The sequence below is a fragment of the Sulfuriferula sp. GW1 genome, assembly GCF_047300855.1.
Taxonomy (GTDB): domain Bacteria; phylum Pseudomonadota; class Gammaproteobacteria; order Burkholderiales; family Sulfuriferulaceae; genus Sulfuriferula.
Genome location: NZ_CP170197.1, coordinates 3,030,953 through 3,055,571 on the forward strand (window position 1 = coordinate 3,030,953; position 24,619 = coordinate 3,055,571).

The following is a 24,619-nucleotide window of genomic DNA, read 5'->3' on the forward strand; positions in this document are numbered from 1 at the left end:
TCACGGCTGATCGCAAGGCGCGCTTACTCTCCTGCATCGCAACGGCACAGAGTAGATTGCGGTGCACGCGCCGCAGGGCGCCGGCCGAGATTGCCCAGCACCAGCGCACCCATGACGATCAACGCGCCGGTCAGTTCTGCGGCGCTCAGGCGATGGCCCTGCAACCAGCCGATGATCAGAGCGGTGACAGGCACAAAATTGATAAACAGCACGCCGCCCGCGCCGAGTGTCTTGATGCCCATGTTCCACGCCAGCACCGCGACCACGCCGGCAAACAGGATCATATAAATCAATTCGCCGGAGAGTCCGGCCAGCGTAGACGCCGAAGGTACATGTGCAATGCCCGCCAGCGTAGCCAGCAAGGTAATCCCCACGATGCTGGGCACGGCCATCAGGCAGCTCAGCGAGGTGTAACGCAGCGGCGACCAGCCGGGGAAATCCTGCGCGCCCAGCGTGTAGATCACCCAGCACAGCGCACCGGCCAGAATCAGCAAATCCGCCCTCACCTCACCGCCATGCAGCAGCGCGCTCAGATGCCCTTTGGTAATGACCAGCGCGACACCACCCAGGGCCAGTACGATTGCAACCATATTCAATGGCGTGGGGCGTACCCCGCGCCACAGCGCATTCACCAGTACACCCAATAGCGGCATCAGCGCCATGATGATGGCGCCATGCTCCGGCTGCGAACGCGACAAACCCAAAAACGCCAGGATGCTGAAGCCGGCAAAACCCGCCGTGCCATACGCCCATAGCGATAGAACGCGTGACTCGAAACGCAGCATGCTGCGCCCCTCGATTGCGGCCAGCAAGGCTACAAACAACAGCGCACCGCTGCCATAGCGAATCAGCGTGAGCCAGAATGCATCCAGCGTCACCAGCGCCGATTTGGCCACCGGGAACATGCCGCCCCACAACACAGCGGCCAGCAACAAGGCCAGCATGCCTGTGAAAAGCCCGGGGTTGCGCTGTTGAGCCATGACCTTAGCTTTATCTGGTCTGAATTGATCGCAGATGCATTGATTGACGCGATTATTGGTTCCACATCACGTCGGATTTCGCCGCCGCTGCCGCTTCCAGCAACTTGATCAGCGGCAAGGCACGGTGCGACAGACTCACCGAGGGTTCGTCGGCATTGTCATCGGCTGCTGCGCCGGATTGCGGCGCTGCTGTCACGCCTGCCTGCAACCGCTGTAACGCAGCAGGCACATCAGCGGCCAGAATCGCTCCCGGCACCGTGGCGCTGTGCCCCATCAACTTGATCAGGCCAAGCGCCACATCACCAAACATGGTGATGTCCGCATACGCGTCGGTACGAAAAGTGATAAGCATGATGAGGTCCTTGAAGTTGGATTGGCCGGAATTAGACCCATTATATCCTTGGGTCCACCGGTAAACGGAATCACAAAAACTGCGTTCTCAGCTTGACGATTTCCCACGCCTTGAGCTTCTGCGCGCGTGTCAACGAAGCATGCGCCGGGCTGGTAGAGGGCAGGCGTTGATAGTGCAGCTGAGCTGCCAGGCCGAGGCTTGGCAATACATGTTTACGATAACAGGCTTCCGCCTTGGCGCCATTGAAAAAAACATGGGCGATATCCGGATGCGCCCGATGGAACGATGCGAAATCATTGGCAATGATGGAGGCATCGTCAATATCGGAATCCAGGCTGCCCTCGCGCGTGCAGGACTTCAGCACGTCCCAGAGCGCGATGCCATTGGCCTTCAGTACCTGCATTCTGGCCTGGTATGGCAGCTCTGCATGGGCGCCCACCAGTTCACCCAATATCGGCCAGAACGCGTTGCGCGGATGGGCATAATATTGCTGTGCCTGCAATGAAAGCTTGCCCGGCATGCTGCCCAGAATCAGCACGCGCGCCTGCGCATCGGCAATGGGTAAAAAGCTATGGACTTGGGACATGGCAACGTGGATGGAACAATTACCTATAGAGTGCATCGTTCGCAATGCGTTCGCGGATTTTTCAAGCTGGGACAGGTTTTTGGTATGCAAAGGTTGCTTTAGCAGCTTGCCACGTTACCCATTTTGCCTCATGCCTATCTATTTCGTCCGGCGCCAGTGTGGGTGCACGGCGCCAGAATCACCCGTTATCTGGATTCAAAATCCGTTCACCTAAACCTTTTAGACACGGACTTTACCGCTTGGTCTGCAATGACTCGAACCAGCGTTTGTCTTTGGCAAAGTGATAATCAGGCTATTTATTCTTCGTCCTTTTCGCTATTTCAGCCATCCTCTCGCGCCATTCATTGAGTTCCTTGTCCTCTATCTCAAGCTGAATCGCCACAACTTCCAGGGCGCTCAGTTTTTTATCTTCGAGTCTGCGCATTAACTTTGTACGCATTCTCGACAACAGGCGCTCCGTTTCTTCCTCGGTCAAAAGCTTGGCTTTTTCGAGGTACTCCTCATCAGGCGTTTTTCTCATCGCAATTCATCCTAGAATTAATGGAAAAAGACATTTTAATGCTACAACATTACCTGATCGTCTCGCTACCTCGGCCGGAGCCACGCTTCTGGAGTGCTTTCAAGTCATGCGGGGATACCGGTGGCCAGATGCAAACATCTCTCGACCTCCGCCGCGACCAATTGATGGGCCAACGCATTCGGATGCTTGCGATCTGCGCTCCATATCCGCGGGTCATGAGTGCTCGCCAGATGCCAGCAATCCACACAGATGCACTGATACTGCCCGCTTAAATCCCGAATAATGGCGTGCGCCTCTTGCAGACGCGCGCAGGTCCGCGCAGCGAGCCGGGCAGGCAGGATAGAAGCCGGATTCAGCAAGGTAAAGGAGATCACTGTCGCGCCTTGCTTCCTGAATGCGCGAAACAGCGCTTCCAGTGCATCCCGATATTGCGGCGGCGACCAGTGCGGCGACAGGACGTCATTTCCGCCACTCAGAATGCTGACCAGATCCGGGCGCAGCGCCACAGCTTCGGGACACTGCCGGGTGTGGACATCCTGTGTGGTATGACCATGTTGAGCCAGGTTGTCATAACGCAGGCCGGGATTGGTCCGGCGCAATGCATGAGCGATACGGTCAGCCCAGCGCAGTGATTCAACGCCCGGAACACTGTCACCCACGCTGGCTGTAATGCTGTCGCCCAGGGCCACAAAATGGTTCCAGTGCATGGTGGCTACCGCACGTTTGCGGTGGCGAGATGCTGGCGTACCTTCCCGCTGCGCAAACTGACAAAGTAGTGAAATGGCATGGCCAGCATGCCCCATGTCCAGATATGGTTCTGGTCGTTAGCGGACAAGTCTCCGTGGCTCTGAAATGGCAACGAAGCCGTCAACGTGCGCAGCCTGCGGCGCACCGGCGGTTTGTGTTTTCTGGCGTTCGCAATGCCGGTTTGATACAGGAAATGGCTTTCTCCACCGCAGCGGGCTATGGTTTGGAGATGGCGTTCAAACAGACCCTGCAGGCGCGGATGTTCCGCAAAGAAAGGCACGACAGTCAGCGGCCTGATCTGTGCGGCAAACGCGATATCCGCTGCAGAAAACATGTCGCCGACGATAAACGCCCTGCCCTCCAGTTGCGCGGCGAGCTGCAACAGATATGCCTCCAACGCTTCATACAGCCCCAACGATTCCGAGCGATGAAACGCAAAACGTTTGCTCAGCAGGATTCCAAGGCATGCCCCGGCGACGGAACGAAGCACGGGTGCGCTGAACAGCCCCCTGCCCCGATGGGACAGAAACAGATCGGCCAACAGGTCCGGGCATTCAAGTATGACCTGGGTGTAGCCAAAGCGGCGTGCCGGTATTCCCAGCAATGTGTCGAATTCGACCAGCTTTGCATCGATCGCTTCCCGGTTGGTTTGATCGCCGGGGAAAAGATTCGGCGCCTCCGGGTAATTGGCTGCGAGATAGCGCAGTATCGGCGTCGAATCCATGACAAACCTGCCGGTGCGTGCATCATGGATGGCCGGCACCGTGTGGCCGGGCAGATGCGCAGGCAAGGGGTGTTCGTGCAACTGGCTCTTGTTGAAGGCGTCGATGCCCACCATGCACCATTTCAGACCCATGTAGTGAAGCGCCAGGCGGATCTTCTCGCAATAATGCGACCAGTGCAGCTCGTAAAGAGTAATCATTGCACCCCCTTGCCTGACCGGACCGGGAGCAGGCGCGCAATGAGACCTGTTGCAGCGCCCGCAGCGGATGGTTTATTGCCCTAATTTGGCACCGAAATATTGCGCAACTCCACGCGTACCACCGAAATGGCATTGTTCATTTTTTTGAACCTCCAGAAACCGAAGATACCCGTCAACACGCCGCTCGGGATGCAGATAATCCCCACAGCAGTAAACCAGTTCTGATGCGAGAAATGAATAATCGATACGCCGGCAATGAGCAATGCAACCGCTGAGCGCAGATACGACAGGAAGGTTCTCTCATTCGCCAGCAGCGTACGATCAATAGCCAGTTGATCTCTCAAAATCAGCTCTGCTGCCTCAAACCGTGAATATGGGCCGTGTTCCATCTTGCCAGGGTCTCCTTGAATGAAGATAGTTAGAAATGAAAAGTCCCCAGTTGCAGTGCAAAGCACCGCATGATTGGGGACCGGGAATATATGAGCTGTCAGGCGCCATGGGCGGCCATTATAAACTTACCAGCCGCGATGTGGGGTTTGGCGGGGAATTCAGTACTCGCAGGTATGCTGATCACTCGATCCGCACTCAAAACCAGAACGACGTATCCTTCAGCAAAAATTCAACATAGGACATGTAATGCGATCCATCGCAGGAGAAGGTCAGGCTGATCATGCCGTTGAAAATGTTGATCGAGGCCGTGCGCAGATAGATGGTTGGATCGGCAAAGCGCAAGGATTGCATGGTACTCAAAATTCGTGCGATATCATGCTGCGGAATGGCCGCATCATTCGGGTAGGGGCGCGGCGGAAATACCAGGCAGATGTCTGGATCGCTCAAAGCCTCGTGATCCAGCATGCGATAGCGGAACGGGTCATCCACGGTCCAGATGGTCGCCTGACTGCTGGAAAAGTGAATCTGGCACTGAAATACGCCGCGCAGCGTCAGCAATTCTTCAAGAATGGATAAAGCTTGTTCCAGATTACCGTCCATGGGGCTGTCCACGCGGCATTGCTGAAACACCGTGCCGCGAATGGCCGGGTCGCCCTTCACCTGCCGCCAATAACCCGGTTCTTCGTAGAGTTCGGACGTTACCGGCAGATCGCGCAGGTCAAAGTCGGCGCCCAGATAGCCCAGCATGCCGGAATCCGAGCGCACCACCTGTAGCGCCGTGAGTGACGGCCGGCGCCCCATCAGGCTGATGTATGCATCGGAAAGCAAAAACCCCCATGCCGGTACGGCCTCCTTCATATACGGGCGCTGCGAACGGTCGCGCCCGTAATGTTCAGGCGCCAGCCCCTCCTGACCGACATTGTCACAAATCTGGGTGCCATCGGTATTCAGGCAATACAAAAAAGCGCAATAAGGCACGCTGGCAAAACCTTGAGCAAGAATCTCATTCAATTGCTCGCGATTGCCCCACGCCGGCTTGCATTGTTCAGCCAGACGCGCCAGCGGTTCGTGCAGCTTGCGCGCCAGCTCTTCCCGTTGCAGATAGATGCACTCTTTCCATGAATTTTTCATGTTTTTACAAATAGAATCTCGCGTGATTGAAAAAATTTCGCGGCAGCTTGCGTATCCGGAACAGCCATGGCTCGAGCATTGATTTGGATAACGTCGGTAGGCAAATGGTTTCCGGATTCATCCCCTGAGCACACCGCAAAAATAAGGAAAGGAAACCAGTGTTCAGTAAACCCTGCCGGACATCAACTAAATTAGACCAAGCCGGTTACAGGATTACAACAACAATAAATCAGGAACAACAACTGGGGTAAAGCATCATGCCCGCTGAACTTGCCGCATACAGGAAATGGCTTTCCCGTTTGGCGGTGTATCTAAACGGCCCGCGCAGAGAATTGTTCCAGATAGCGTTTCAAAACAATCGCGCTGTTGTGCTGTTCATCTTTCGCCGCGAAAACCAGCGTTATTGTGGCGTGCTGGGCCATCAGTTTTAACTGGGCAAGCAGCGCGGATTTTTCAGCCAATTCGGTTTTGTAACGGGTCTGGAATTCGGTCCATCGGACGGGGTCATGAGAAAACCATTTGCGCAGTTCCGTGCTCGGAGCGATTTCTTTCAGCCATACATCCACCTTCGCGTGCTGTTTATCCAGCCCCCGCGGCCACAGCCTTTCAACAAGAACGCGCGTACCGTCCTGTGCATCCGGCGCTGCGTAGACACGCTTCAGCTTTATCATTCCGCGCGCGCTGCCGGGTCTTTTTCCAGCATCTCCCGGTATTTTCTGCTCAAGGCAAGGAATCGGGGGGTAGGCCCAACATCTTCGTAAATCGGATCGCCTTGATCATCCCGCGCAATCACCTTGTCGCCCTGAACATAAGGCATGGCGCGCTCGAGCTCGTTCAGCGCCGCCGTTAACAACTCGCTGATGATCTCCGTTTCGTTGCGGCGCGGGTACATCTCGGCCAGCGCCGCGATTTTCGCGGCATCGGGAAGCGGCAGCCGGATTCGGTATTCCTTCTCGGTCAGATGGCCATTTGCCGAGCTTTCCCATGCCTTCATCAGATCCGTAATATTCATAACTTTTTCCGAGCTCCATACAATTCTGGCTGCGATCAATATAGCATCTTGCTTTAAAAGCGATATTAAGCGACGGCGCTATCTCCTGGCATTGCGTGCATCATCACGCACTTGTGGCTATTGGGGCCAAAATGCGGCATGGCGTAAAATGAGCCGTCCCCGGACCGCCCTTGAACCCATGAATCTGAGTGCCATCGCCGACGAAGTGCGCAGTTGCGCGCGTTGTACGCTTTATCAGGAGCGTCACTGCGCGGTTCCCGGCGAAGGATCAGCGTGCGCCCGCATCATGCTGATTGGCGAAGCCCCTGGCGCACAGGAAGACCTTCAGGGCAGGCCCTTCGTCGGGCGCTCTGGAAAAATCCTGGATCATGCGTTGCAGATTGCCGGACTGAAACGGCAAGACTTGTTCATAACCAGTGTGGTGAAATGCCGGCCGCCGCACAACCGTCTGCCCCGGAAAATCGAGGTCGAAACCTGCATAGCGGCCCATTTGCAACGGCAGATCAGCGTTATCCAGCCGTTTATCATCTGTATTCTGGGAGGTGTGTCTGCCAAGGCATTGCTGGGAGAAGCAAGCTTGTCCCGCATCCGGGGCCGTCTGATTCAAAGAGACCGCCTTTACTTTCCGACCTATCATCCCGCAGCAGCCGGAAGAAATCCTGCGTGGCGCCAGATTTTCGAAGCCGACCTGGTGCAATTGCGCAGCCTGATAGATAACGTTTGACGCCACTGTAAACGCACCCTCCACAAGGCCATTCGCTGTGTTGCCCATAGAAACGGTATGCATCAATTGGCCTGCTGTTGCCAGTTGTCATGGCGTTCGCGGCGCTCTTGGCGATAATTGGTCACTTCAAGGCGAATCCCGTCCGGGTCGGAGAAAAATGTCGCGGCGTAGTCAGGCGCATATTCCGGGTATAGCCGCGCTTCGGTGGCGGCGATTCCTGCGGCGCGGAGCTGCCCGGCGACACTTTCCACCTCGGCAATTGAATCCACCCGCAGGCAAAAGTGATGCAGCCCGGGCGAGTATGCGTCATGTGCCGCAATGACTCGCGCGGGACGCAGGACGAAACCGAAGTGGCGGTTGAAGTACTGAATGTGCGGATCGCCAGCCAGCACGAACCTGTTCTTGCGAAAGCCCAGCGTCTGCAGGAGAACCTGGTCGTAGAAACGCTCCGATTTCTCGAGGTCTGACACGGTAATGTAGACATGATCGATTCCGGTAATCTCAGGCATAGCGGATTTCTCGATTGTGTGTAGGGCTGATTACCTGGTTCGCCTACGATATCGATCCCGCCTGGTTATGCCTCTTGTTTTGCGGGATCAACCAACAGGCTTTCCCAATGACTATTCGCCTTCCCAATAGTCGATGCTTTGGCTTTCTCTGCTGACAAAACGGAACATTTGCGGCGCATCCCCCGCATCGGAGGGAAATTCCGCAAGAATGCCGAACTTTCCCGAATCGGGATATTCCGCAATTTCGGGCGACAATCGGGTGCTCACCGCAAGATATTTCATTTCGGCAGCGCCCGTATTAATAAACTGATGCGCTGTTTCCTTGCCGCCCGGCGGGCAGGCAACGATATCACCCGCCTTGACCGGGTAAACCGCCTCTCCGATTCGCACTTCACCGCTGCCTTCCAGAATAAAGAACATTTCCTCATTGACGCGGTGGTTGTGAAACGGGAAAGCACGCTTGCCTGGCGGCACCGCCGTGATGTTGTACCCGAGTTTCTGGGCGCCTATGAGTGGCGCCACAAAACCCATGCGGGCATCAAATCGCTGGGCGGCCTCACCGGTGGCAGCAAACGCCGCAGGGCGCGGCAGCAGTTCGACTTCGGAGATATTGATAATGGGTTTGATCATATTGCCTCCTGTTTTCCTGGCACGCCGTTTTGTTTCTGGCGCTGGCTGGTATGGCCAGATCCCTATTGAAGTCCCATTTCCGTGGGTTTGACAGCCAGGCCCGTCATTCTGAAAGCGCAATACCGGCTGTGGTGGAAAGGAGACATGGGATTAAATTCTATACCCGATGGCATCGACTTGTGCCGGCGTCGTCAAAATCGGCCGTGCGGTCTGGTTTATGTTCATTCGATGCTATTCGATCTCCAGACTTGGGGATCGAATAGCGTAGCGCGGCCGCCCGCTTCTTCAGGCGCCTGACGGCCACTCGCTAAAAGGAAAAGGCGTGTCTTCTGAGGCAAAGGTAATGAAATAGGCAATTTGTTGTAAATAACGCCCCAGGCTGCGGCCGAATGAAACCAATCGGGCAATGGGCGTATCGTTCAGCAAGCTGATTCAGAACTGGATGCCCAGCGGGGTTCCGGTCACCTGGTGGGCCAGCCCCGTCAACAGCATGAACAAACCGCGAACGCATATGTTGCGCTTGGTGCCATTGTCGATAATCTGATCTTGGCTGGCATAGGCACCTTTCCAAGTCGTATATCGACCCAATTCACAGCCTTATCGTCATAACGACAGTCCATTTCTTTACAGTGGAGATGACGCAATCGAGACCCGTCACGTACCACTACCGTAACGGTCTGCGTATATCAGCGATGCAACACTATGCGATAGTGCGCATGGCCGCTCCTTAATCGTTTGATAGCTTCATTGATATTATCAAAGCTGAATTTCTCGATGACCGGCTTGACGTGGTGGCGCTTGGCGAACTCCAGCATCCTGGCAATGGTTAAAGGGCTGCCGACCGGAGAACCGGATATCGAACGCTGCGCCATGATGAGCGAAAACACATTGATATCGAGCGGATCCAGCGTCGCGCCGACAAAATGCAAACGGCCGCGCGGCTTCAGTGTGCCGAGGTAGAGATTCCAGTCCAGCTTCACATTGACCGTGGAAATGATCATGTCGAAACGTCCGGCAGCCGCCTCGATTTGTTTCGGGTCGCGCGAATTCAAAGTGTGATGCGCGCCCAGTTCCAGGGCTTCCTTCTTTTTGTCTTCGCTGCTGGTAAATGCCGTGACATCGCAGCCCCAGCCATTCAGGAACTGCAACGCCATGTGGCCGAGGCCGCCGATGCCGATCACCGCCACTTTGTCTGTGGGCTTGATATCAAACTGGACCAGCGGATTAAACACCGTAACTCCGCCGCAAAACAGCGGGCCGGCTGACTCCAGATCAATGCCTTCGGGGATGGGCACCACGCTGTTGGCCGCCGCGCGCACCTTGTCGGCAAAACCGCCGTGATGCCCGACGATCGTCGCCTGCGCGGTAGCGCATAGGTTGTTGTCGCCTGTCCTGCAGGGTTCGCATTCGTTGCAATACCCGGCATGCCAGCCCAGCCCCACCACCTGGCCGACCTTCAAGTGCTTGACGCCTGCGCCGATTTTGCCGACCGTTCCGACCACCTCGTGTCCGGGAACTACCGGATACTCGGTAATCCCCCATTCATTGTCGATCACGCTCAGATCGCTATGGCAGATACCGCAATACTGAACGTCGATTTCAACTTCGTCCGGCTTGAGTTGGCCCGGATCATATTCGAAGGGCTTAAGTTCTCCGTGTGGTTCAAATGCAGCAAACGCTTTGATCATGCTGGCTCTCCTTCTGGTCAATGTGAACATTCAATCCCCATACCAGCGTGATGTTTCTTGCTGATATATCTTTTTTGGAGTTCACAGGATCGAAATGGTTGCGGACGACAACAATCGTCCCGCTCAACCTGAAGCAGAGCAAGCCGGATGGACCTTTATACGGCCGGTGAATTCTTTCCTCCAGCCCGGCAATGGGCCCGTCACATTCCCGGACGGGCGGGCGCGTTCAGGCCGGCTGAGGCCGAACCCGCTTGCGGCGTGCCCGGAGCATGCCGATCAAGCCCAGCCCCGACAGCAGCATGGCATAGGTCTCCGGTTCGGGAACGGAAGTGACGGGCACATTTGCCGCGTCGGGAGCGAAGTCGCTGATCTGGTTGTTCTGCCCCAGCCCCACGCGCGGCCAGATGTTCCAAGTATAGTCACCCGGCTGGAAACCGGTGGACGGGAACAGCGACAGCGGCAGATCCGCACCGGTAATGGTATTGCCGTTCAACTGCACGCTGCCGGCGGCCAGGTTGGTCGTCGTGCTGTTGATGAAGTCGTTGTACACGCCGGTGCCGTTGGGACGCAGAATCAGCACGGAGTCGAAGAATATGCCCGCGCCGATCGGTGGCGATCCATTCAGGAAGCGTTGCGTACCCTGGCCGCGGTCCAGACCCCAGACATACAGCGCGCCGGGAGTCTGCCCCAGCGCCCCGGCCAGCGTGGCGCTGAAAGTGAATTGCTGAGCGCTTGTGTTATAGAAACCGGCGGCGCTGACGACGTCCAGGTCGCTGTTGTGGGGTGCGACGGTGAAGCTGGGCAGAAAGTCGTTGGTCGCATCGGTAATGACACTGGCGTGAACGGGGTTGATGCTGAAAGCGGCAAGAGCAACAAGCCCCACACGGCACAACGGGCAATTCAACATGATGCACTCCTTGGTCTGAATGGATTGAATGCAAGCCACAGGCGTGGTTGCATCCACATAAACAGGCGGAGCGGAAGCTTTATTCTCTGCGTCCCGAAAAAATTCGCAGGGAACGCATGCCGGTCAGGCGTTTTCTGTCCAGTCAAAATCCATTTGGCGAGCGGTCTGTACCGCCAATCCGCGCCCGGATAATCTCTCGACAAGATGCAGGGACATATCGATGCCCGCCGAGATCCCGGCCGACGTGACAATCCTGTCCTCATCGACCCAGCGCAGATTGGTCTTCACCTTCACGGCAGGGAACCTGGCATGAAAGTCGCCGATATCTTCCCAGTGAGTCGTCGCACACCTGCCGTCCAGCAGCCCTGCCCCGGCCAGCAGGAAGGCGCCGGTACAGACCGAGGCCGTCAACCTGCTCCGCGCCGCTGTATCTGCGATCCACTGGAGCACCTCGGGCCGGGCAAGTTCAGCCCTAACCACACCGCCAGGAATGATGAGAACGTCGACCTCGGGGTGATGCGCGAAATCGTGGTCGGGGAACACGCTGAGCCCGGCCCTGGCCTGCAGGCGCGAGACAGTCCGGCCTATGGTGAATACCTTGAACAGCGGCACGGCCTTGGCATCGTTCAGGGAATTCATGCGTGACGCCGTGGTGAAAACCTCATACGGCCCGGCGAAGTCGAGGACCTCGACATCGTCAAAAACAAAAATGCCCACCGTATATGTCATCACCGCTCCTGCGTGTGGATTTCCAGTCCTTCCTCAGACACTCAGTTTAGATCAGGAATATAAATGGGCGGCATTGCCTCAAACATAGGCTTGGCGAACAAGTAGCCTTGGTACAGATAAACACCAAGATCGTTGAACCAGACAAACTCGTCGATTGTCTCGACACCTTCGACGACAAAATCGATGCCCAGATCCATGCATATTTGTGCAATGGCGCGGACAATCGCCTGCCTGGGACCGTGGGACTGAATGCCTCGTACCAGCCCCATATCCAGCTTCACAATATCCGGCTGAAACTCGGAAAGCAGGCTCAAGCCGGCGTAACCGGCGCCAAAATCGTCAATTGCGAGCTTTATTCCAACTCGACGGTATTCGTTGACGGTTTGCGCGAAGCGGGCATGATCGGCAATCGCTTCAACTTCAGTGGCTTCCAAAATGATCCGGTCCAGCGGAAATGAATGTCGATCTGCCGCCTCTATCGTGGAATTCAAACCCCTGTCCATATCCAGGACCGCACTGGGAAGGAAGTTGAGGTTGAGATGGGTGTTTATTCCAATACGCACCGCGACTTCAATTGCCTTGGCCCGGCAGACTGCGTCGAAAACAGTCACCCGATCCCCGGTATAACGCTGGAGAATCTGGTAGGCGGGCTCGTTATGCAAGCCTCGTACAAGCGCCTCGTGGGAATAAACAGTCTGTGCGTGCGTATCCACTATCGGCTGAAACGCAAATGAAAAATCCAGCGCTTCCTCATCCATCGGACAACCGTCTGGTGATGATGAATACTCGGTCACGCGGTGATCCCATCCAGACGAGCACGCCAGCGGTTTTGGGAAAATGCCCAAAGTAACTTTTTGGCCCGGCCTGACTGAAGATTTGTCAGAGATATGCCCTGTTGAAAAAAATCGCTGAAGCCCTCGATCCCCGACAGCTCGGCAGGCTCGAGTGCTGAAAACCCCATTGTCCAATCGCCAAAAACCCGCCGTGCAATGGGTTCCTGAATGATCTTGGTCACATTGCGATGACGCGGATCTGTCGCAATAATCGCGAATAATTCCAACAACGTTGCTTCTTCACCTTCCAGCACCTGAAAAAAACTGCCCACGGAGTAAAGAAGCATTCCAGTTACAACGCGCCGCGAATTATTGCGTCGTGCAGTCCGCAAGATAGACTTGAGCTGGGTCGTATCGAATCCCGGAGCTGCTGAGCTCGTATAAATCAGATGCGTCAGTTTGTGTACATTCATAACATTTCATCACGACCTAATGGGACAATTCGTGCCTATCTCTTCATATCCAAAATTCATACTCATGTCAGCGTCGCTTGGCGTGCCGTGCTGACAAGGAAATTGCGTTCAAATAGCTTTGTTGCGGAAGGTATAACCCGTACCTCCCCAATATCTCTCGTATTATTTGTATCGGCACACATAGCAACTTTTTTAATCCCTAAAAATACATTTTTATTCGATTTCCAATCAAGGGATCCTGAGAGCTTCGTTCCTGTTTGGAGATTACATCGCCGTCCCTAAGCGGAAATCGCTTCAGATCGTCGAATCAAAGTGTGGAATACGCTGCTCCCTGGAATTGACCGGTCGAACAATTTTCGCAGCGCAGGATCCTCCCTGCCAAACAAGCCATGGTGTCACCAACTTCTGCCGGCCCCTCAGGTGTACCGAGGAACAAGGTGCTGGGAAACGAGCCGTTCGTTTCAGCACGAATATTTTTCACGCTGCACTTCTCGCAACTTTTTCGTTCACTCGGGCTCCTAAATATAGTGCACTTGCTTCATTTTTTTGCCTGACTTTTTTTCATGGGCACTGTATCCATTACAAAAACAGGCTGAATCGCGCATGACCAAGCCAGCCTGGAGACATGGCAAAAATTCAGGTTTATTGCCCCTCTCACGAAAAATCACGCGATGGGCTCCCACTTTTCAGGAGGTAGTATGGGCAATAACATCGCAGGCAAAATCGTCGTCATCACCGGTGCCAGCAGCGGGCTGGGCGAGGCGACCGCACGGCATCTATCCGAACAGGGCGCCACCGTCGTACTGGGTGCGCGGCGTATTGATCGCATTAACGCGCTGGCAAAGGAACTGGCAGGCAACGAAGGCAAAGCCATCGCCGTGCAAACCGATGTGACTCAATGCGAGCAAGTCAAAAATCTGGTCGATACCGCGGTGGAAAAATACGGACGCATCGACGTGATGATCAACAACGCCGGCCTGATGCCGCATTCCCCGCTGGATCGCCTAAAGATCGACGACTGGGACCGCATGATCGACGTGAATATCAAAGGCGTGCTGTACGGCATCGCCGCGGCGCTGCCCTACATGCAGAAGCAGAAATCCGGGCACATTATCAACGTCTCGTCGGTCGCGGGCCATAAAGTCCGCCCATCCAGCGCCGTCTACGCCGCGACCAAGCATGCAGTCCTGGCCCTGTCCGAAGGCCTGCGCCAGGAAGTGAAGCCCTACAACATCCGCACCACCGTCATTTCCCCGGGTGCAATCGATACCGAACTGCCCAACAGCGTGACCGAACCGGATATTGCCGACAACGTCCGCAAAATCTATGAAATCGCCATCCCTGCCGATTCGTTCGCAAGGGCCGTCGCCTTTGCAATCAGCCAGCCAGACGACATCGACGTGAACGAAATCCTGTTCAGGCCGACCCGCCAGGAGATATAACCGAGGTCGTATTGCACATGGCCCTGTAGCACAGGTGAATGGTGCAGTGCGTATCCCTAAGCAGCAGCCCTCGGCATCAGGCGTAATGTAGGGTGCCACTAAGCGAAGCGCATTGCACCGGAGTCTTCATTCGGCGCAATAAGGATTGCGCCCTACCAAGTCTGAGCGCGTCCCGCTTGAATGACGGCTTAAGCTGGACAAGCCCCACGCAAGCAGCCATGCGATCAACAGCCAAAACGTGCACAGAAAAACCCAACCGAAGATGGTGGGTGCGCACCACCCCCAACCGCACGCGCCATTATGCTCAAGCAGGCCGGGCAAGCCGAGTGTATGAAACAAATAAATGGAAAGATACGGTACTGCCACGATTAAACCTGCCGGTGAATCGAGATAACCTAGCCACACAAGCGCAGGCAAAGATAACAATAGAAGAGTTGCAATGATTGCGGCAAAAAATTTGAGGGTTCGTGGCTGGAACATTGCCTTGGCCTAGCGAGACTGTAGAAAAAGTATCTTCATGCCCACAATCGTGCCGGGAACAAAAATAAATATCAAGGTCGAAGTGGAGGACGATATTTTGGGGAGTCTTGTTGGAACGCGAGAACCGCGATTTTTCAAGCAATAGCCCAATCTGACCCCGGCATTTTCGCAACTGGCGGTGGCGCTGGTAAAGTGTGGGGCAATAACAAATCCAATACTTACCACTGCATGGGCACCAAGTACTACGGCAAGACCAAGGAATGCGCCTAGATGACCGAGAAGCCAAAGCCAAAGGCGCGCACGCCGACCACGGCAAAGCCTGCAAATAAGTCCAGGCAGAACTGCCAAAATTGAAACGGCGCCATTCGCATGGCGCCGTTTTTATTTTTTTCAACTCGTGAAGTGGTCAGGTTTTCAGTCGCCAAATGAAGAGGCGATTCGCGTTTTAACCGCTCCGGTACAGGCTGATAACGCGAGGACATTCCCTCTCTGCAGCAGCCCCTGGCGTCAGGCTAAAAACCGATCAGGCGGGGCGGCTGTTTGAGCCGCAGGCGAGTTCCCGTCCCGACCGGTTTTTAGCCTGATGCCAGGGGGAAGCCGGAGGCCTTCAAGGTGGGGCGTGCTTTCTTTGGTTCTTTCTTTGCACGAGTGTACAGACCGGGCACATAGATGACAGGTGTACGAGGACATAGGTGACACTTCTGCATAAACGTTTTATGTGGAGGAACCATGCCCTGGGAGACCAAAGACATCATGAGCCTGAGAGAAGAATTTGTTTGCCTGGCTAAGCAGGAAGGCGCCAATCGTCGAGAGCTGTGTCGCCGCTTCGGGATCAGCCCCCAAACGGCCTATAAATGGCTGGCCCGGTTTTCAGAGGAAGGGGTGTCTGGACTGGCGGACCGATCCCGTCGTCCGAATCATAGCCCCACCCTTACGGCTGCCGATGTGCAGGCGGCCGTAGTCGATCTGCGGACCCAGCATCCGGCTTGGGGCGGACGCAAGATCAGCCGTCGCTTGCAGGACCTGGGCCTGGATTCCGTGGCGCCCAGCACGGTCAGTACCATCCTGCACCGGCATGGAATGATTTCCCCTCCGACAGAGGGCAGGCAGGCCTGGCAGCGGTTTGAACACGAATCGCCGAACGCGCTCTGGCAAACCGATTTCAAAGGCTACTTTGACGCCCTGCGCGGCCGATGTTGGCCCCTGACGGTGCTCGATGATCACTCGCGCTACAACCTGTTGCTGCAAGCCTGTGGCAACACCCGATCGGACACGGTGCAGACCCACCTGGAAGCTGCTTTTCGTCATTATGGGCTGCCTGCCCGCATGAACTTCGATAATGGTGCCCCCTGGGGATCGCCGGATCAGCCGGGACAGGTCACTGGGTTGGGCTTGTGGTTGATTCGCTTGGGCATCCGCATCAGTTATAGTCGCCCCTATCACCCCCAAACCAACGGCAAGGACGAACGGTTCCATCGCTCGCTCAAGGTCGAAGTCCTCAACGGCCGCAGCTTTGACGATCTTGAGCATGCCCAATCTGCTTTTGACCGCTGGCGCCATGTCTACAATCACGAGCGGCCTCATGAAGGCATTCAAATGCAGACCCCGATCAGCCGTTATCAGCCCAGTCCCCGTGCCTTTCCGGACACCCTGCCAGCGCTCGAATATGGCCTTGACGACCAAATCGTAAGGGTAAAGTGGAACGGAGAACTTCGCTTCCAGGGCCATAAGTTCAAGGTATCAAGCGCCCTCCACGGACACGATGTCGCGATCCGACCGCGTCCCAAGGAAGATGGGGTCTTCGATGTATTCTTTGCCCATCACCGCTGTTACACCATTGACCTTAACCCGACATCTGCGGCAAGCTAATGTGTCCACCATGTCTTCGCACAGCTGTCAGCCATCTCTCCGGTCTATACACACGAGCAAAGAAAGAACTTGCCGCCGGTCAATCCCGGCCAATCACGGATTGCGTACTGTAGACAATGGACTGAGTGGCGGGTCTAAATGTGATGATGCAAGGCTGACTCCAGTGTTCATTCACTAGTGTTCCCCAGCATTAGAAACGTTTTACAGGTGACGTACGGCCGACGCCGCAGAGGTAGCGTAATGGTCAAAGTGGGGATGAGCCGGGCCAAAGACAGCGCCAAAGTGTATTAGGGCCGCTGCATACAGAGAGTCGGACGAGATAGTTACCTTCTTACTGTATGACCTGGCTTTATTGACGAGAAACTTGATTACCGCGGATGCTAAAAAATGCCCGCGAAGAAACAAGATGATTCGGCTAAGGTTTGTCCCAACAGCGGCCTCTGCAGCCGTCATTGACTTCAATGGAAGATGGGGGCGGGTTGCGGTCGTGAAGGTCGAAACCCTAGTGGAGCACGGTACAGCTGATGACTGGCTGGTCATAAACCTTGTGCAATTGTCGCCGACGGTTTGAAGACCGGCATCGCTCAGAGTGTTAGCAATATCCAAGCGAAGCAGTGGTGCGAATATTTTTGCAAGTTCATCTAGCCACGCTTGGCATTCGTTGACTGTCACCTTATTGGACTTGCACCAAGATTTCGCGAGTTGGTGAATTGTATCAACGGTATATAGTGTGTTCTCGATCGAGTAGCCGAAAGTATAGAGTATTCGAGGACAGAGACTTGCATTGCCCACGAGCGGTAGCAAGTCGGAGTCTCGAGCAACTATTGCTTGAAGTTCGCCTGATTCGAGTTGAGCAATGTACTTGTCAATCTCGCCAGAGCCCCCAACAGGTTCTATCTCTAGTTGTGCATCGGTTGTGCGCGACAAGACTTCTTGCCAAAAGAGCACATCGTCTTCACCCTCCACGTACACCATCGTTTTTGCCCGGTAAAACGCGCTCTTGGCATTTAACGCATCTACAGAATACTCGAGGTTACGCATGAAGAATGTCCTCCATGTCAAGAATACAGTCGCGGAACCTTCCGGCAATCTCAGGGGAGTGCGTTGCAACAATAATCTGAGCATTTGGGTTCAACGAGCGGATCGCTGTAATGATATTTCTCTGCCAAGAGATATGTAGCGATAGTTCCGGTTCGTCGGCCAAAAATATATAGGGTTGCTGACGTTGAAGGAGCGCTTCAATAAAGAGAATTAGAAGTTGCTTTTCACCGGAAGACAACTTGGCCAATGGTATCGGGCCTTCATGGGCGACAGTCAATTCTCCGGCCGAGAATGTAAACGTCTTGTCTGAAATGAAAGTTTTTAAGGTCCGGATGAATAGCTCAATCTGGCTGAAAATTATTTTTGTCTCCTGTTCAGCTGCCAACGACCTCGCGACCACTGTTCTGGTCAGCTTAAAGGCTTCAAGCGCCGCAAAATCTACTGACAGATCGGAGGGAGGTTTCGAACCTTTATCACGTGGCTTCGATAGCTCTTTCAATTTTTTGACGGTCGCCGTCACTGCAGCAATGTGGTCTTGTATCTTCCGAGAAACCTCAGTTCCACCCACACCCAATTGTTTGTATGCGGAAACAAGGTTCTGGCGCTCAACGTGCTCATCAAAATCCAGTTCGTAACCTTGATCCTTAGCCTTATCCTCGGTGTAGAGGAGAGAAGTAAGGACGGCTTTCTGCAGCGCGGCAGAAATATTTCGCGCTGCATTAGAAAGCTCTAGTTGGTACTGTGTCAGTCGTTGCATAAGGCTCGTCAGTCGCAGATCGACTGTGGATGCATATCGCTTGGGAAATCGTTCTCGTAGTTCTGGATCCGGATCACCCCCGATTCGATAGACGGATAGTGAGGCCACTGCAACCAACGCCCCTAGCTCTTGCTTGATTCGCTGTGATTCTTCAACCGCGCGGCGACGTATTGATATCGGCATACCCCTTCCGTCGTCGAGACCCAGCAAAGGCGCCATAAAGCGACGGTTCGAGATGTGATACTCAATGAGTAAAAACGGGCTGGACTTAGTTTCAATCCTGTCCGCTCGAATAGTCCTTGTCCGTCTTCCGTCCGTCAGGATAATGGTAGCGGAGCTAAAAACGTTTTCGTAGAGCGCATCCGTGTCAACTGCAAGAACAGCGTGCACGATATTCATGAAGGTTGTTTTGCCCGAGCCGTTTTTCCCGATGATAATGTTCACATCGTCTCTGAACAGCGATCCCGCCTCTTTGGACTGCCAGAAGCCCGTTATGGATATCGATTTAACTTTGAACATAAAATAGTTGCGTAAAGAGTTCTTTGATTAGATTGAACATTTAAATTCCGGAGCCGCGACACTTTTCGGCGTGCCCCCTGAAACGAATTGCTAGCCCGGATGGAGACCCGAAGCTATGTATCAATAAATAACAAAACAGAAAGTAACAGCCCATGTCAGGCGTGCCATAACTTTGAGCTCTTGGCCTACCTCCACAGGGTCAAGCCTTGACTCTTTCTTTACTTAAAAAAGATTAAAGCGGGCGCGACCCTTTCCCCACCAAATCCCCCACATACCACTCCATAGCCTCAGCCAACCCCTCCCCCAACCGATGCGACGGTTCATACCCCAGCAGCCGCTGCGCCTTGGAAATATCCGCCAGCGAATGCCGGACATCGCCCGCCCGAAAATCCCGGTAAGTCGGCTTGAAGGTTTCCAGATGCGGAAAGCGCGGCGCCAACAAACGCCGTATGTGTTCGCACAGTTCGTTCAGCGTGGTGCGGTCGCCGACCGCGACGTTGTAGACCTGGTTCACTGCCTCGGGGTTGTCGGTGGTGGCGGCGAGGATATTGGCCTGGATGGTGTTGTCGATGTAGCAGAAGTCGCGGCTGGTTTCGCCGTCGCCGTTGATGTAGACCGGCTCATTGGCGATCATGCTGGCCACCCATTTGGGGATGACGGCGGCGTAGGCGCCTTCGGGGTCCTGCCGGCGGCCGAAGATGTTGAAGTATCGGAGGCCGATGGTGTGGAAACCGTAGCAGCGCGAGAACACGTCGGCGTACAGCTCGTTGACGTATTTGGTGACGGCGTAAGGCGACAGCGGCTTACCGATCTTGTCTTCGACCTTGGGCAGGCCGGGATGGTCGCCGTAGGTGGAGCTGGAGGCGGCGTAGACGAAGCGTTTGACCCTTGCATCGCGCGCGGTCACCAGCATGTTGAGGAAGCCGTCGATGTTGGCGCCGTTGGTGGTGATGGGGTCTTCCAGCGAGCGCGGCACCGAGCCCAGCGCAGCCTGGTGCAGCACGTAGTCCACGCCATTACAGGCGACATGGCAATCGTCCAGCGTGCGGATGTCGCCTTCGATGAAGTTGAAACGCGCCCATTGCTGGGGAGTGACGCTGGCCTGCACCTTGTCGAAGTTGTAGCGGTGGCCGGTGGCGAAGCTGTCCAGGCCGACCACGCGTTGGTCGAGCTGGAGCAGTTGTTCCAGCAGGTTGCAACCGATGAAACCGGCCACGCCGGTGACCAGCCAGGTTTTTGGCGCAGCCTGAAGCTGCGCGCAGATTTCCGCGTAGCGGCTCATGCTTACAGACGCCACAGGACATAGCCTGCGGCTTTGACTGCGACAGGATCGTAGGCGGATTTGACGTCGATGAACACGCCGCCGGATTTGAGTTTGGCAGTCAGAGCGGCCAGCGGTTGCGCCAGGTATTCGTTGTGCGCGACGGCGGCGACGATGGCGTCGACTTCCGGGATGGCGTCCCACGCAGTCAGGTCCACGCCATATTCATGCTTGGCTTCGGCGGCCTCGCCCAGCGGTTCGTGCACGATGACATTCGCGCCGTAGCTTTGCAGTTCGCTGATGATGTCGATGACCTTGGAGTTGCGCAGGTCGGGGCAGTTTTCCTTGAAGGTGAGGCCGAGCACAAGGATGTTGCGGCCTTTTACCGGGCTGCCGGTATTGATCATGTGCTTGACGGTCTGCTCGGCGATGAACTTGCCCATGCCGTCGTTGATGCGGCGGCCGGCGAGGATCACCTCGGGATGGTAGCCGAGCATTTCGGCCTTGTGCGTCAGATAGTATGGGTCGACGCCGATGCAGTGGCCGCCCACCAGGCCGGGACGGAATGGCAGGAAGTTCCACTTGGTGCCGGCGGCTTTGAGCACTTCCAGCGTGTCGATGCCGATGCGGTCGAAGATGATGGCCAGCTCGTTCATCAGCGCGATGTTGAGGTCGCGCTGGGTGTTTTCGATCACCTTGGCGGCTTCGGCCACCTTGATCGAGCTGGCGCGGTGCACGCCGGCCTTGATGACGGTTTCATACAGCTGCGCGACTTTTTCCAGGGTTTCCGCATCATCACCCGAGACAACTTTCAGGATGGTGGTGAGGGTGTGTTCCTTGTCGCCGGGGTTGATGCGCTCGGGCGAGTAGCCGATGTGGAAATCCTGCTTCCATTTCAGGCCGGATTCGCGCTCCAGGATGGGCACGCACACTTCTTCCGTGGCGCCGGGGTAGACCGTGGATTCGTACACCACGATCGCGCCTTTTTTCATATGGCGCCCGACCGAGGTGCTGGAACCGACCAGCGGCGAAAAATCCGGCTGATGCGCATCGCCCACCGGGGTGGGTACCGCGACGATGATGTAATCGGCGCGTGCCAGCTGGGCGGGGTCGGTGGTCACCGTCAATTTATCGGCGGCTTTCAGGTCATCTGTCGAAACCTCGCCGGTGGGATCGCAATAAGTCTTGTAGCTTTCCACCTTGGCCGTGGAAAGATCGAAGCCGACGGTCTCCATTTTTTTGCCGAATTCCACCGCCAGCGGCAGCCCCACATAGCCCAGACCCACTACTGCAACAACACTCATGCCTGTCTCCCTGAATTGTAATGCGCGATTCTAAGCCATTTCTGTGCCAAGGCATTCTACTGAAACTTGAACGCCCCCGAAAGCGCGGGACTTTGCAAATCATCGGCTTGTAGGCATGATGCCTGTTCCGGCATGAGGGGGAAGCACAATGAAACCTGTTATTTCGCACGCGCTGCATGGGATATTGATCGGTATCGTATTGACGGCCTTGTCGCCCATGCCCGGCGCACAGGCGGACACGCTGCCGCAAACCATCCAGAAGGTAAAACGTTCCGTGGTGGCCGTAGGCACCTATCAGCCAACCCGGCAACCGCGTGGAGATTTTCGCGCCACCGGTTATGTGGTCGGCGACGGCCTGCATGCGATCACTAATTATCATGTGGTCAAGCCGGTGCTTGATATCGAACATAAAGAGGTACTTGGCATATTTACCGGCGAGGGTGAAACCATCCAGTTTCGCCCGGCGCAGGTGGAACTGAGCGATCCCGCACACGATGTGGTGCTGCTGAAGTTTTCCGGCGCGCCGCTGCCGGTATTGAGACTGAGCGACTCGAATGCTGTTCAGGAAGGTATGGTGATGTATTTCACCGGCTTCCCCATCGGCAGTGTGCTGGGGCTGCATCCTTCCTCCATCCGTGCCGGCATTTCGTCGATCACCCCTATCGTGCGCCCGGTACCCAATGCGCGCTATCTGGACGTCAAAACCCTGCGTCAGGAATCGGACCCGTTCAACATATTTCAGCTGGATGGTATCTCCTACCCCGGCAATAGCGGGAGCCCGGTATACGATCCGCAGACCGGGCTGGTGTACGGCACCGTCAACAGCACCTTCATCAAAAGCACCAAGGAAAACGTGCTGAAAGACCCCAGTGCCATTTCCTATGCCATTCCCAGTCGCTATGTGAAGGCATTGATGCAGAAGGCCGGTCTGGAACCGTGATGAGCGCTACAGCCGATTCGCTTACATCCAGTCAGCCAGACTCACGCCGATGCCCAGGGATTGCTGCTTGTAGTTGTAGTCGATAAGCGATTCGCCGTAGCCGTTGAAATACTGCACGTAGCCTTTGAGGCGGCCATACAGCGGAAAGCTCCAGTCGACCCGTACCGCGCCGCGGTTGGGGGACCGCTTCAGATTGTTGCGTACCAGCAGCGAATAGGTATTGCCACCGTTGTTGTAGGTCGCCACCACATCTCCCCTGCCCAGGTAATCCTGGATATCGGGGTTATTGTCACTGGCTGCGCTTTCCGGAATGCGGTACCACGGCCGGATCAGCAGCGAAAAATCGCCACGCTCGAATCCGAACTGCGCATAAATCCGGTTCCAGCTACGCGACAGGGCCACCGAGCGGCCATTGGACTCATGCTCCACGCCCAGATTGATGAAGCGTCCAGTCAGGCCGAAAACATTATAGTTGGTGCGAAACACCAGCATCGCCTCGGGCTCGTAGTCGGTCTCGCGAAACGGCGCTGAAACGCCGTGGTTATAGGCCTGCCAGTAGGACGACACGGTGTAGCCCACCCATAAATCGGCGTTTTTATTGAACAGCCCTTCCACCACTTTGGTCTTCACGCTCAGCTGCAACTTGGTTTCCAGTGAATCCAGTTTTTCCGAGGATTGCAGCAAATTACCCCGAAACGGCGCATTGTTGGGCGAGTTGTTGTACTTGATAGGGAGAAAATAGCTGGCGTGGTAAGGACGGAACAGGAAGGTGCCGTGCTTGTCCTTGTCGTCCAGTTCCCACTCGCGCGACAGCAGCGAATTATTCGCCAATTCAGCCGCTGGTGCTGCGGGAGCGGGCGGGACGGGAGCAGCGGCAGGCAGCGCTGCCGTCTTGGCCTGTTCCGGTGAAGGGGGAAGCGGAATCGTGCCGGACAATTTGTCGTAACAAGCCAGCCGTTGCGCATCGTTTTTTATGGTTGGGCACGTCCCTAACTGCGGCACGACAGGCTCGGCATGCGCCGTTTGAATCCCGCCCAGCAGGCACCCGCACGCCACAATAATTTCGTTTACGCCTGGACATTTCCTGAACTGTTCCATTCCATCCCTTGCTGCAAAAAAGTCAAACTGATTAATTAAATGGCCGTTTCAGGTGATCGCAGAATACATGGATAGGCAGGGATCAGCCCTGGTGGCTGTTCATCACCTGCTCGCAATATTGTTGCATATCCTCCGGCACGCCGGGCGGGCATTGCCCGCATTCGCGATTGCCGGGTACCGCATAATCGATGAATTTGGGATAGGCGAGTTTCAGATTGGCCATGATCCCGACGAATTCAGCCAAGGGCTTGTTGTCGCCCAGACGCGGATTGCGGGTTTTTTCCTGGCCGATGCTGGATACGCGCCGCCCCTGGTAGTCATGCGCGGGATAGACCAGCGTATCCTCGGCCAGCGTGAACAGCTTGTCATGCACGCTGCGGTACAAGGTCGGCGCATCGCCGTTTTGAAAATCGGTACGGCCGCAACCGTCAATTAACAACGCATCGCCGGTCAGCACGCGGCCCTCCACGGCATAGGCGAAATGATGGTCGGTGTGGCCTGGCGTATGCAAAGGTGCGAGCGTGATGCTCCCAACCGTGAACGGCCTGCCATCCTCCAGCGAAACATCGGCGCAAGGCAATTGATCCAGCGCAGGATGGGCAATGCGGCTGCCGGCTTCCTGTTTGAGCTTGCGCGCCGCCGTGAGATGGTCGGCATGGATATGCGTATCCACGGTGTAAGCCAGCTTGAGTCCGAGCGCGTTGAGCTCGGCCAGATCGCGTTGCCAGGTCGGCAATACCGGATCCACCAGGATGGCCTGCCCGGTTTGCTCACAACCGAGCAAATAGGTGTAGGTGCTTGAAACAGGTTCAAACAATTGCCTGAAAATCATGCT

General features: G+C 55.6%; 29 protein-coding genes. 4 read left to right on the plus strand and 25 right to left on the minus strand.

The window, feature by feature from the left end:
* Window positions 1-23 precede the first annotated feature (23 nt).
* The 10 genes from ACFDAU_RS14890 to ACFDAU_RS14935 form a co-directional block, all read right to left on the minus strand.
* A complete protein-coding gene (locus ACFDAU_RS14890; RefSeq protein ID WP_413437686.1) occupies window positions 24-980 on the minus strand; it encodes a DMT family transporter in 957 nt (318 codons plus the stop codon).
* A 52-nt stretch (window positions 981-1,032) separates the two neighbouring features.
* Entirely contained in the window at window positions 1,033-1,332 is a 300-nt protein-coding gene (locus tag ACFDAU_RS14895; RefSeq protein WP_413437687.1) for a DUF1840 domain-containing protein, read from the minus strand.
* A 70-nt stretch (window positions 1,333-1,402) separates the two neighbouring features.
* Entirely contained in the window at window positions 1,403-1,918 is a 516-nt protein-coding gene (locus ACFDAU_RS14900) for a DNA-deoxyinosine glycosylase (RefSeq protein WP_413437688.1), read from the minus strand.
* A 292-nt stretch (window positions 1,919-2,210) separates the two neighbouring features.
* Window positions 2,211-2,438, minus strand: a complete 228-nt coding sequence (locus ACFDAU_RS14905) for a hypothetical protein (RefSeq protein ID WP_413437689.1) — start codon at window positions 2,436-2,438, stop codon at window positions 2,211-2,213.
* Window positions 2,439-2,542: 104 nt separating this feature from the next.
* Window positions 2,543-3,145 (minus strand): SGNH/GDSL hydrolase family protein, encoded by a 603-nt coding sequence (locus ACFDAU_RS14910; RefSeq protein ID WP_413437690.1) that lies wholly within the window; start codon window positions 3,143-3,145, stop codon window positions 2,543-2,545.
* A gap of 5 nt (window positions 3,146-3,150) precedes the next feature.
* A complete protein-coding gene (locus ACFDAU_RS14915; RefSeq protein WP_413437691.1) occupies window positions 3,151-4,107 on the minus strand; it encodes a glutathione S-transferase family protein in 957 nt (318 codons plus the stop codon).
* 80 nt (window positions 4,108-4,187) lie between these two features.
* Window positions 4,188-4,496: a DUF202 domain-containing protein gene (locus ACFDAU_RS14920; protein WP_413437692.1), complete on the minus strand. Its 309-nt coding sequence runs from the start codon at window positions 4,494-4,496 to the stop codon at window positions 4,188-4,190.
* Between the two features lie 196 nt (window positions 4,497-4,692).
* A complete protein-coding gene (locus ACFDAU_RS14925) occupies window positions 4,693-5,628 on the minus strand; it encodes a hypothetical protein (RefSeq protein ID WP_413437693.1) in 936 nt (311 codons plus the stop codon).
* Window positions 5,629-5,939: 311 nt separating this feature from the next.
* The gene (locus tag ACFDAU_RS14930; protein ID WP_413437694.1) at window positions 5,940-6,299 is read right to left on the minus strand and encodes a DUF488 domain-containing protein; all 360 of its coding nucleotides are present in this window, start codon (window positions 6,297-6,299) and stop codon (window positions 5,940-5,942) included.
* Entirely contained in the window at window positions 6,296-6,640 is a 345-nt protein-coding gene (locus ACFDAU_RS14935; protein WP_413437696.1) for a type 1 pili tip component, read from the minus strand. The genes ACFDAU_RS14930 and ACFDAU_RS14935 overlap by 4 nt, the downstream gene beginning before the upstream one ends.
* 148 nt (window positions 6,641-6,788) lie before the next feature.
* Here ACFDAU_RS14935 and ACFDAU_RS14940 point away from each other — a divergent pair, with 148 nt between their 5' ends.
* Window positions 6,789-7,364, plus strand: a complete 576-nt coding sequence (locus ACFDAU_RS14940; protein ID WP_413437697.1) for a uracil-DNA glycosylase — start codon at window positions 6,789-6,791, stop codon at window positions 7,362-7,364.
* Between the two features lie 62 nt (window positions 7,365-7,426).
* On the opposite strand, the gene ACFDAU_RS14945 is transcribed toward ACFDAU_RS14940, so the two are convergent.
* From ACFDAU_RS14945 to ACFDAU_RS14980, 8 genes are all read right to left on the minus strand, one after another.
* Complete coding sequence (locus tag ACFDAU_RS14945; RefSeq protein ID WP_413437699.1) at window positions 7,427-7,873, minus strand: VOC family protein; 447 nt, start codon at window positions 7,871-7,873, stop codon at window positions 7,427-7,429.
* A 111-nt stretch (window positions 7,874-7,984) separates the two neighbouring features.
* A complete protein-coding gene (locus ACFDAU_RS14950; RefSeq protein WP_413437700.1) occupies window positions 7,985-8,503 on the minus strand; it encodes a cupin domain-containing protein in 519 nt (172 codons plus the stop codon).
* Window positions 8,504-8,788: 285 nt separating this feature from the next.
* Window positions 8,789-8,929 carry a DUF4389 domain-containing protein gene (locus tag ACFDAU_RS14955; protein ID WP_413437701.1) on the minus strand — a complete coding sequence of 47 codons (141 nt, stop codon included), beginning with the start codon at window positions 8,927-8,929 and terminating at the stop codon, window positions 8,789-8,791.
* A 260-nt stretch (window positions 8,930-9,189) separates the two neighbouring features.
* Complete coding sequence (gene ahr / locus ACFDAU_RS14960) at window positions 9,190-10,191, minus strand: NADPH-dependent aldehyde reductase Ahr (protein ID WP_413437702.1); 1,002 nt, start codon at window positions 10,189-10,191, stop codon at window positions 9,190-9,192.
* Window positions 10,192-10,417: 226 nt separating this feature from the next.
* The gene (locus tag ACFDAU_RS14965; RefSeq protein WP_413437703.1) at window positions 10,418-11,098 is read right to left on the minus strand and encodes a PEP-CTERM sorting domain-containing protein; all 681 of its coding nucleotides are present in this window, start codon (window positions 11,096-11,098) and stop codon (window positions 10,418-10,420) included.
* Between the two features lie 123 nt (window positions 11,099-11,221).
* Window positions 11,222-11,827, minus strand: a complete 606-nt coding sequence (locus tag ACFDAU_RS14970; RefSeq protein WP_413437704.1) for a DJ-1/PfpI family protein — start codon at window positions 11,825-11,827, stop codon at window positions 11,222-11,224.
* 41 nt (window positions 11,828-11,868) lie between these two features.
* Window positions 11,869-12,672, minus strand: coding sequence for an EAL domain-containing protein (locus ACFDAU_RS14975; RefSeq protein WP_413437705.1), 804 nt, complete (start codon window positions 12,670-12,672; stop codon window positions 11,869-11,871).
* Entirely contained in the window at window positions 12,618-13,073 is a 456-nt protein-coding gene (locus tag ACFDAU_RS14980) for a BLUF domain-containing protein (protein WP_413437706.1), read from the minus strand. The genes ACFDAU_RS14975 and ACFDAU_RS14980 overlap by 55 nt, the downstream gene beginning before the upstream one ends.
* A 698-nt stretch (window positions 13,074-13,771) precedes the next feature.
* Between ACFDAU_RS14980 and ACFDAU_RS14985 the strand changes: the two genes are divergently transcribed.
* Window positions 13,772-14,515 carry an SDR family oxidoreductase gene (locus ACFDAU_RS14985; RefSeq protein WP_413437707.1) on the plus strand — a complete coding sequence of 248 codons (744 nt, stop codon included), beginning with the start codon at window positions 13,772-13,774 and terminating at the stop codon, window positions 14,513-14,515.
* A 746-nt stretch (window positions 14,516-15,261) separates the two neighbouring features.
* Here ACFDAU_RS14985 and ACFDAU_RS14990 read toward each other — a convergent pair.
* Entirely contained in the window at window positions 15,262-15,477 is a 216-nt protein-coding gene (locus tag ACFDAU_RS14990; RefSeq protein WP_413437708.1) for a hypothetical protein, read from the minus strand.
* Between the two features lie 247 nt (window positions 15,478-15,724).
* Between ACFDAU_RS14990 and ACFDAU_RS14995 the strand changes: the two genes are divergently transcribed.
* Complete coding sequence (locus ACFDAU_RS14995; RefSeq protein ID WP_413437233.1) at window positions 15,725-16,864, plus strand: IS481 family transposase; 1,140 nt, start codon at window positions 15,725-15,727, stop codon at window positions 16,862-16,864.
* 201 nt (window positions 16,865-17,065) lie between these two features.
* Here ACFDAU_RS14995 and ACFDAU_RS15000 read toward each other — a convergent pair whose 3' ends face one another.
* The 4 genes from ACFDAU_RS15000 to ACFDAU_RS15015 form a co-directional block, all read right to left on the minus strand.
* Entirely contained in the window at window positions 17,066-17,905 is an 840-nt protein-coding gene (locus ACFDAU_RS15000) for a DUF4435 domain-containing protein (RefSeq protein WP_413437709.1), read from the minus strand.
* Entirely contained in the window at window positions 17,898-19,181 is a 1,284-nt protein-coding gene (locus tag ACFDAU_RS15005; protein ID WP_413437710.1) for an AAA family ATPase, read from the minus strand. The genes ACFDAU_RS15000 and ACFDAU_RS15005 overlap by 8 nt, the downstream gene beginning before the upstream one ends.
* A gap of 232 nt (window positions 19,182-19,413) precedes the next feature.
* On the minus strand, window positions 19,414-20,463 hold the full coding sequence (locus tag ACFDAU_RS15010; RefSeq protein ID WP_413437711.1) for an NAD-dependent epimerase/dehydratase family protein: 1,050 nt from the start codon (window positions 20,461-20,463) through the stop codon (window positions 19,414-19,416).
* Between the two features lie 2 nt (window positions 20,464-20,465).
* Window positions 20,466-21,746: a nucleotide sugar dehydrogenase gene (locus ACFDAU_RS15015; protein WP_413437712.1), complete on the minus strand. Its 1,281-nt coding sequence runs from the start codon at window positions 21,744-21,746 to the stop codon at window positions 20,466-20,468.
* A 148-nt stretch (window positions 21,747-21,894) separates the two neighbouring features.
* Here ACFDAU_RS15015 and ACFDAU_RS15020 point away from each other — a divergent pair, with 148 nt between their 5' ends.
* On the plus strand, window positions 21,895-22,686 hold the full coding sequence (locus ACFDAU_RS15020) for a S1 family peptidase (RefSeq protein WP_413437713.1): 792 nt from the start codon (window positions 21,895-21,897) through the stop codon (window positions 22,684-22,686).
* 21 nt (window positions 22,687-22,707) lie between these two features.
* Here the strand turns inward: ACFDAU_RS15020 and ACFDAU_RS15025 are convergent, their stop codons facing one another.
* Together ACFDAU_RS15025 and ACFDAU_RS15030 are read right to left on the minus strand one after the other, a co-directional pair.
* Window positions 22,708-23,784 (minus strand): phospholipase A, encoded by a 1,077-nt coding sequence (locus ACFDAU_RS15025; RefSeq protein ID WP_413437714.1) that lies wholly within the window; start codon window positions 23,782-23,784, stop codon window positions 22,708-22,710.
* Window positions 23,785-23,866: 82 nt separating this feature from the next.
* The gene (locus ACFDAU_RS15030; RefSeq protein ID WP_413437715.1) at window positions 23,867-24,616 is read right to left on the minus strand and encodes an MBL fold metallo-hydrolase; all 750 of its coding nucleotides are present in this window, start codon (window positions 24,614-24,616) and stop codon (window positions 23,867-23,869) included.
* Window positions 24,617-24,619 lie beyond the last annotated feature (3 nt).

What these genes read in the sequence shown, in the direction of transcription:
- ACFDAU_RS14965 (WP_413437703.1), bottom strand. Translation starts at nt 11,098, where the DNA reads ATGTTGAATTGCCCGTTGTGCCGTGTGGGGCTTGTTGCTCTTGCCGCT.
- ACFDAU_RS15010 (WP_413437711.1), bottom strand. Translation starts at nt 20,463, where the DNA reads ATGAGCCGCTACGCGGAAATCTGCGCGCAGCTTCAGGCTGCGCCAAAA.
- ACFDAU_RS14910 (WP_413437690.1), bottom strand. Translation starts at nt 3,145, where the DNA reads ATGCACTGGAACCATTTTGTGGCCCTGGGCGACAGCATTACAGCCAGC.
- ACFDAU_RS14985 (WP_413437707.1), top strand. Translation starts at nt 13,772, where the DNA reads ATGGGCAATAACATCGCAGGCAAAATCGTCGTCATCACCGGTGCCAGC.
- ACFDAU_RS14895 (WP_413437687.1), bottom strand. Translation starts at nt 1,332, where the DNA reads ATGCTTATCACTTTTCGTACCGACGCGTATGCGGACATCACCATGTTT.
- ACFDAU_RS14945 (WP_413437699.1), bottom strand. Translation starts at nt 7,873, where the DNA reads ATGCCTGAGATTACCGGAATCGATCATGTCTACATTACCGTGTCAGAC.
- ACFDAU_RS15020 (WP_413437713.1), top strand. Translation starts at nt 21,895, where the DNA reads ATGAAACCTGTTATTTCGCACGCGCTGCATGGGATATTGATCGGTATC.
- ACFDAU_RS14900 (WP_413437688.1), bottom strand. Translation starts at nt 1,918, where the DNA reads ATGTCCCAAGTCCATAGCTTTTTACCCATTGCCGATGCGCAGGCGCGC.
- ACFDAU_RS14905 (WP_413437689.1), bottom strand. Translation starts at nt 2,438, where the DNA reads ATGAGAAAAACGCCTGATGAGGAGTACCTCGAAAAAGCCAAGCTTTTG.
- ACFDAU_RS14935 (WP_413437696.1), bottom strand. Translation starts at nt 6,640, where the DNA reads ATGAATATTACGGATCTGATGAAGGCATGGGAAAGCTCGGCAAATGGC.
- ACFDAU_RS14995 (WP_413437233.1), top strand. Translation starts at nt 15,725, where the DNA reads ATGCCCTGGGAGACCAAAGACATCATGAGCCTGAGAGAAGAATTTGTT.
- ACFDAU_RS15025 (WP_413437714.1), bottom strand. Translation starts at nt 23,784, where the DNA reads ATGGAACAGTTCAGGAAATGTCCAGGCGTAAACGAAATTATTGTGGCG.
- ACFDAU_RS14970 (WP_413437704.1), bottom strand. Translation starts at nt 11,827, where the DNA reads ATGACATATACGGTGGGCATTTTTGTTTTTGACGATGTCGAGGTCCTC.
- ACFDAU_RS14920 (WP_413437692.1), bottom strand. Translation starts at nt 4,496, where the DNA reads ATGGAACACGGCCCATATTCACGGTTTGAGGCAGCAGAGCTGATTTTG.
- ACFDAU_RS14990 (WP_413437708.1), bottom strand. Translation starts at nt 15,477, where the DNA reads ATGTCCTCGCGTTATCAGCCTGTACCGGAGCGGTTAAAACGCGAATCG.
- ACFDAU_RS14925 (WP_413437693.1), bottom strand. Translation starts at nt 5,628, where the DNA reads ATGAAAAATTCATGGAAAGAGTGCATCTATCTGCAACGGGAAGAGCTG.
- ACFDAU_RS15015 (WP_413437712.1), bottom strand. Translation starts at nt 21,746, where the DNA reads ATGAGTGTTGTTGCAGTAGTGGGTCTGGGCTATGTGGGGCTGCCGCTG.
- ACFDAU_RS14915 (WP_413437691.1), bottom strand. Translation starts at nt 4,107, where the DNA reads ATGATTACTCTTTACGAGCTGCACTGGTCGCATTATTGCGAGAAGATC.
- ACFDAU_RS14940 (WP_413437697.1), top strand. Translation starts at nt 6,789, where the DNA reads ATGAGCCGTCCCCGGACCGCCCTTGAACCCATGAATCTGAGTGCCATC.
- ACFDAU_RS14890 (WP_413437686.1), bottom strand. Translation starts at nt 980, where the DNA reads ATGGCTCAACAGCGCAACCCCGGGCTTTTCACAGGCATGCTGGCCTTG.
- ACFDAU_RS15000 (WP_413437709.1), bottom strand. Translation starts at nt 17,905, where the DNA reads ATGCGTAACCTCGAGTATTCTGTAGATGCGTTAAATGCCAAGAGCGCG.
- ACFDAU_RS14980 (WP_413437706.1), bottom strand. Translation starts at nt 13,073, where the DNA reads ATGAATGTACACAAACTGACGCATCTGATTTATACGAGCTCAGCAGCT.
- ACFDAU_RS14930 (WP_413437694.1), bottom strand. Translation starts at nt 6,299, where the DNA reads ATGATAAAGCTGAAGCGTGTCTACGCAGCGCCGGATGCACAGGACGGT.
- ACFDAU_RS15005 (WP_413437710.1), bottom strand. Translation starts at nt 19,181, where the DNA reads ATGTTCAAAGTTAAATCGATATCCATAACGGGCTTCTGGCAGTCCAAA.
- ahr (WP_413437702.1), bottom strand. Translation starts at nt 10,191, where the DNA reads ATGATCAAAGCGTTTGCTGCATTTGAACCACACGGAGAACTTAAGCCC.
- ACFDAU_RS15030 (WP_413437715.1), bottom strand. Translation starts at nt 24,616, where the DNA reads ATGATTTTCAGGCAATTGTTTGAACCTGTTTCAAGCACCTACACCTAT.
- ACFDAU_RS14950 (WP_413437700.1), bottom strand. Translation starts at nt 8,503, where the DNA reads ATGATCAAACCCATTATCAATATCTCCGAAGTCGAACTGCTGCCGCGC.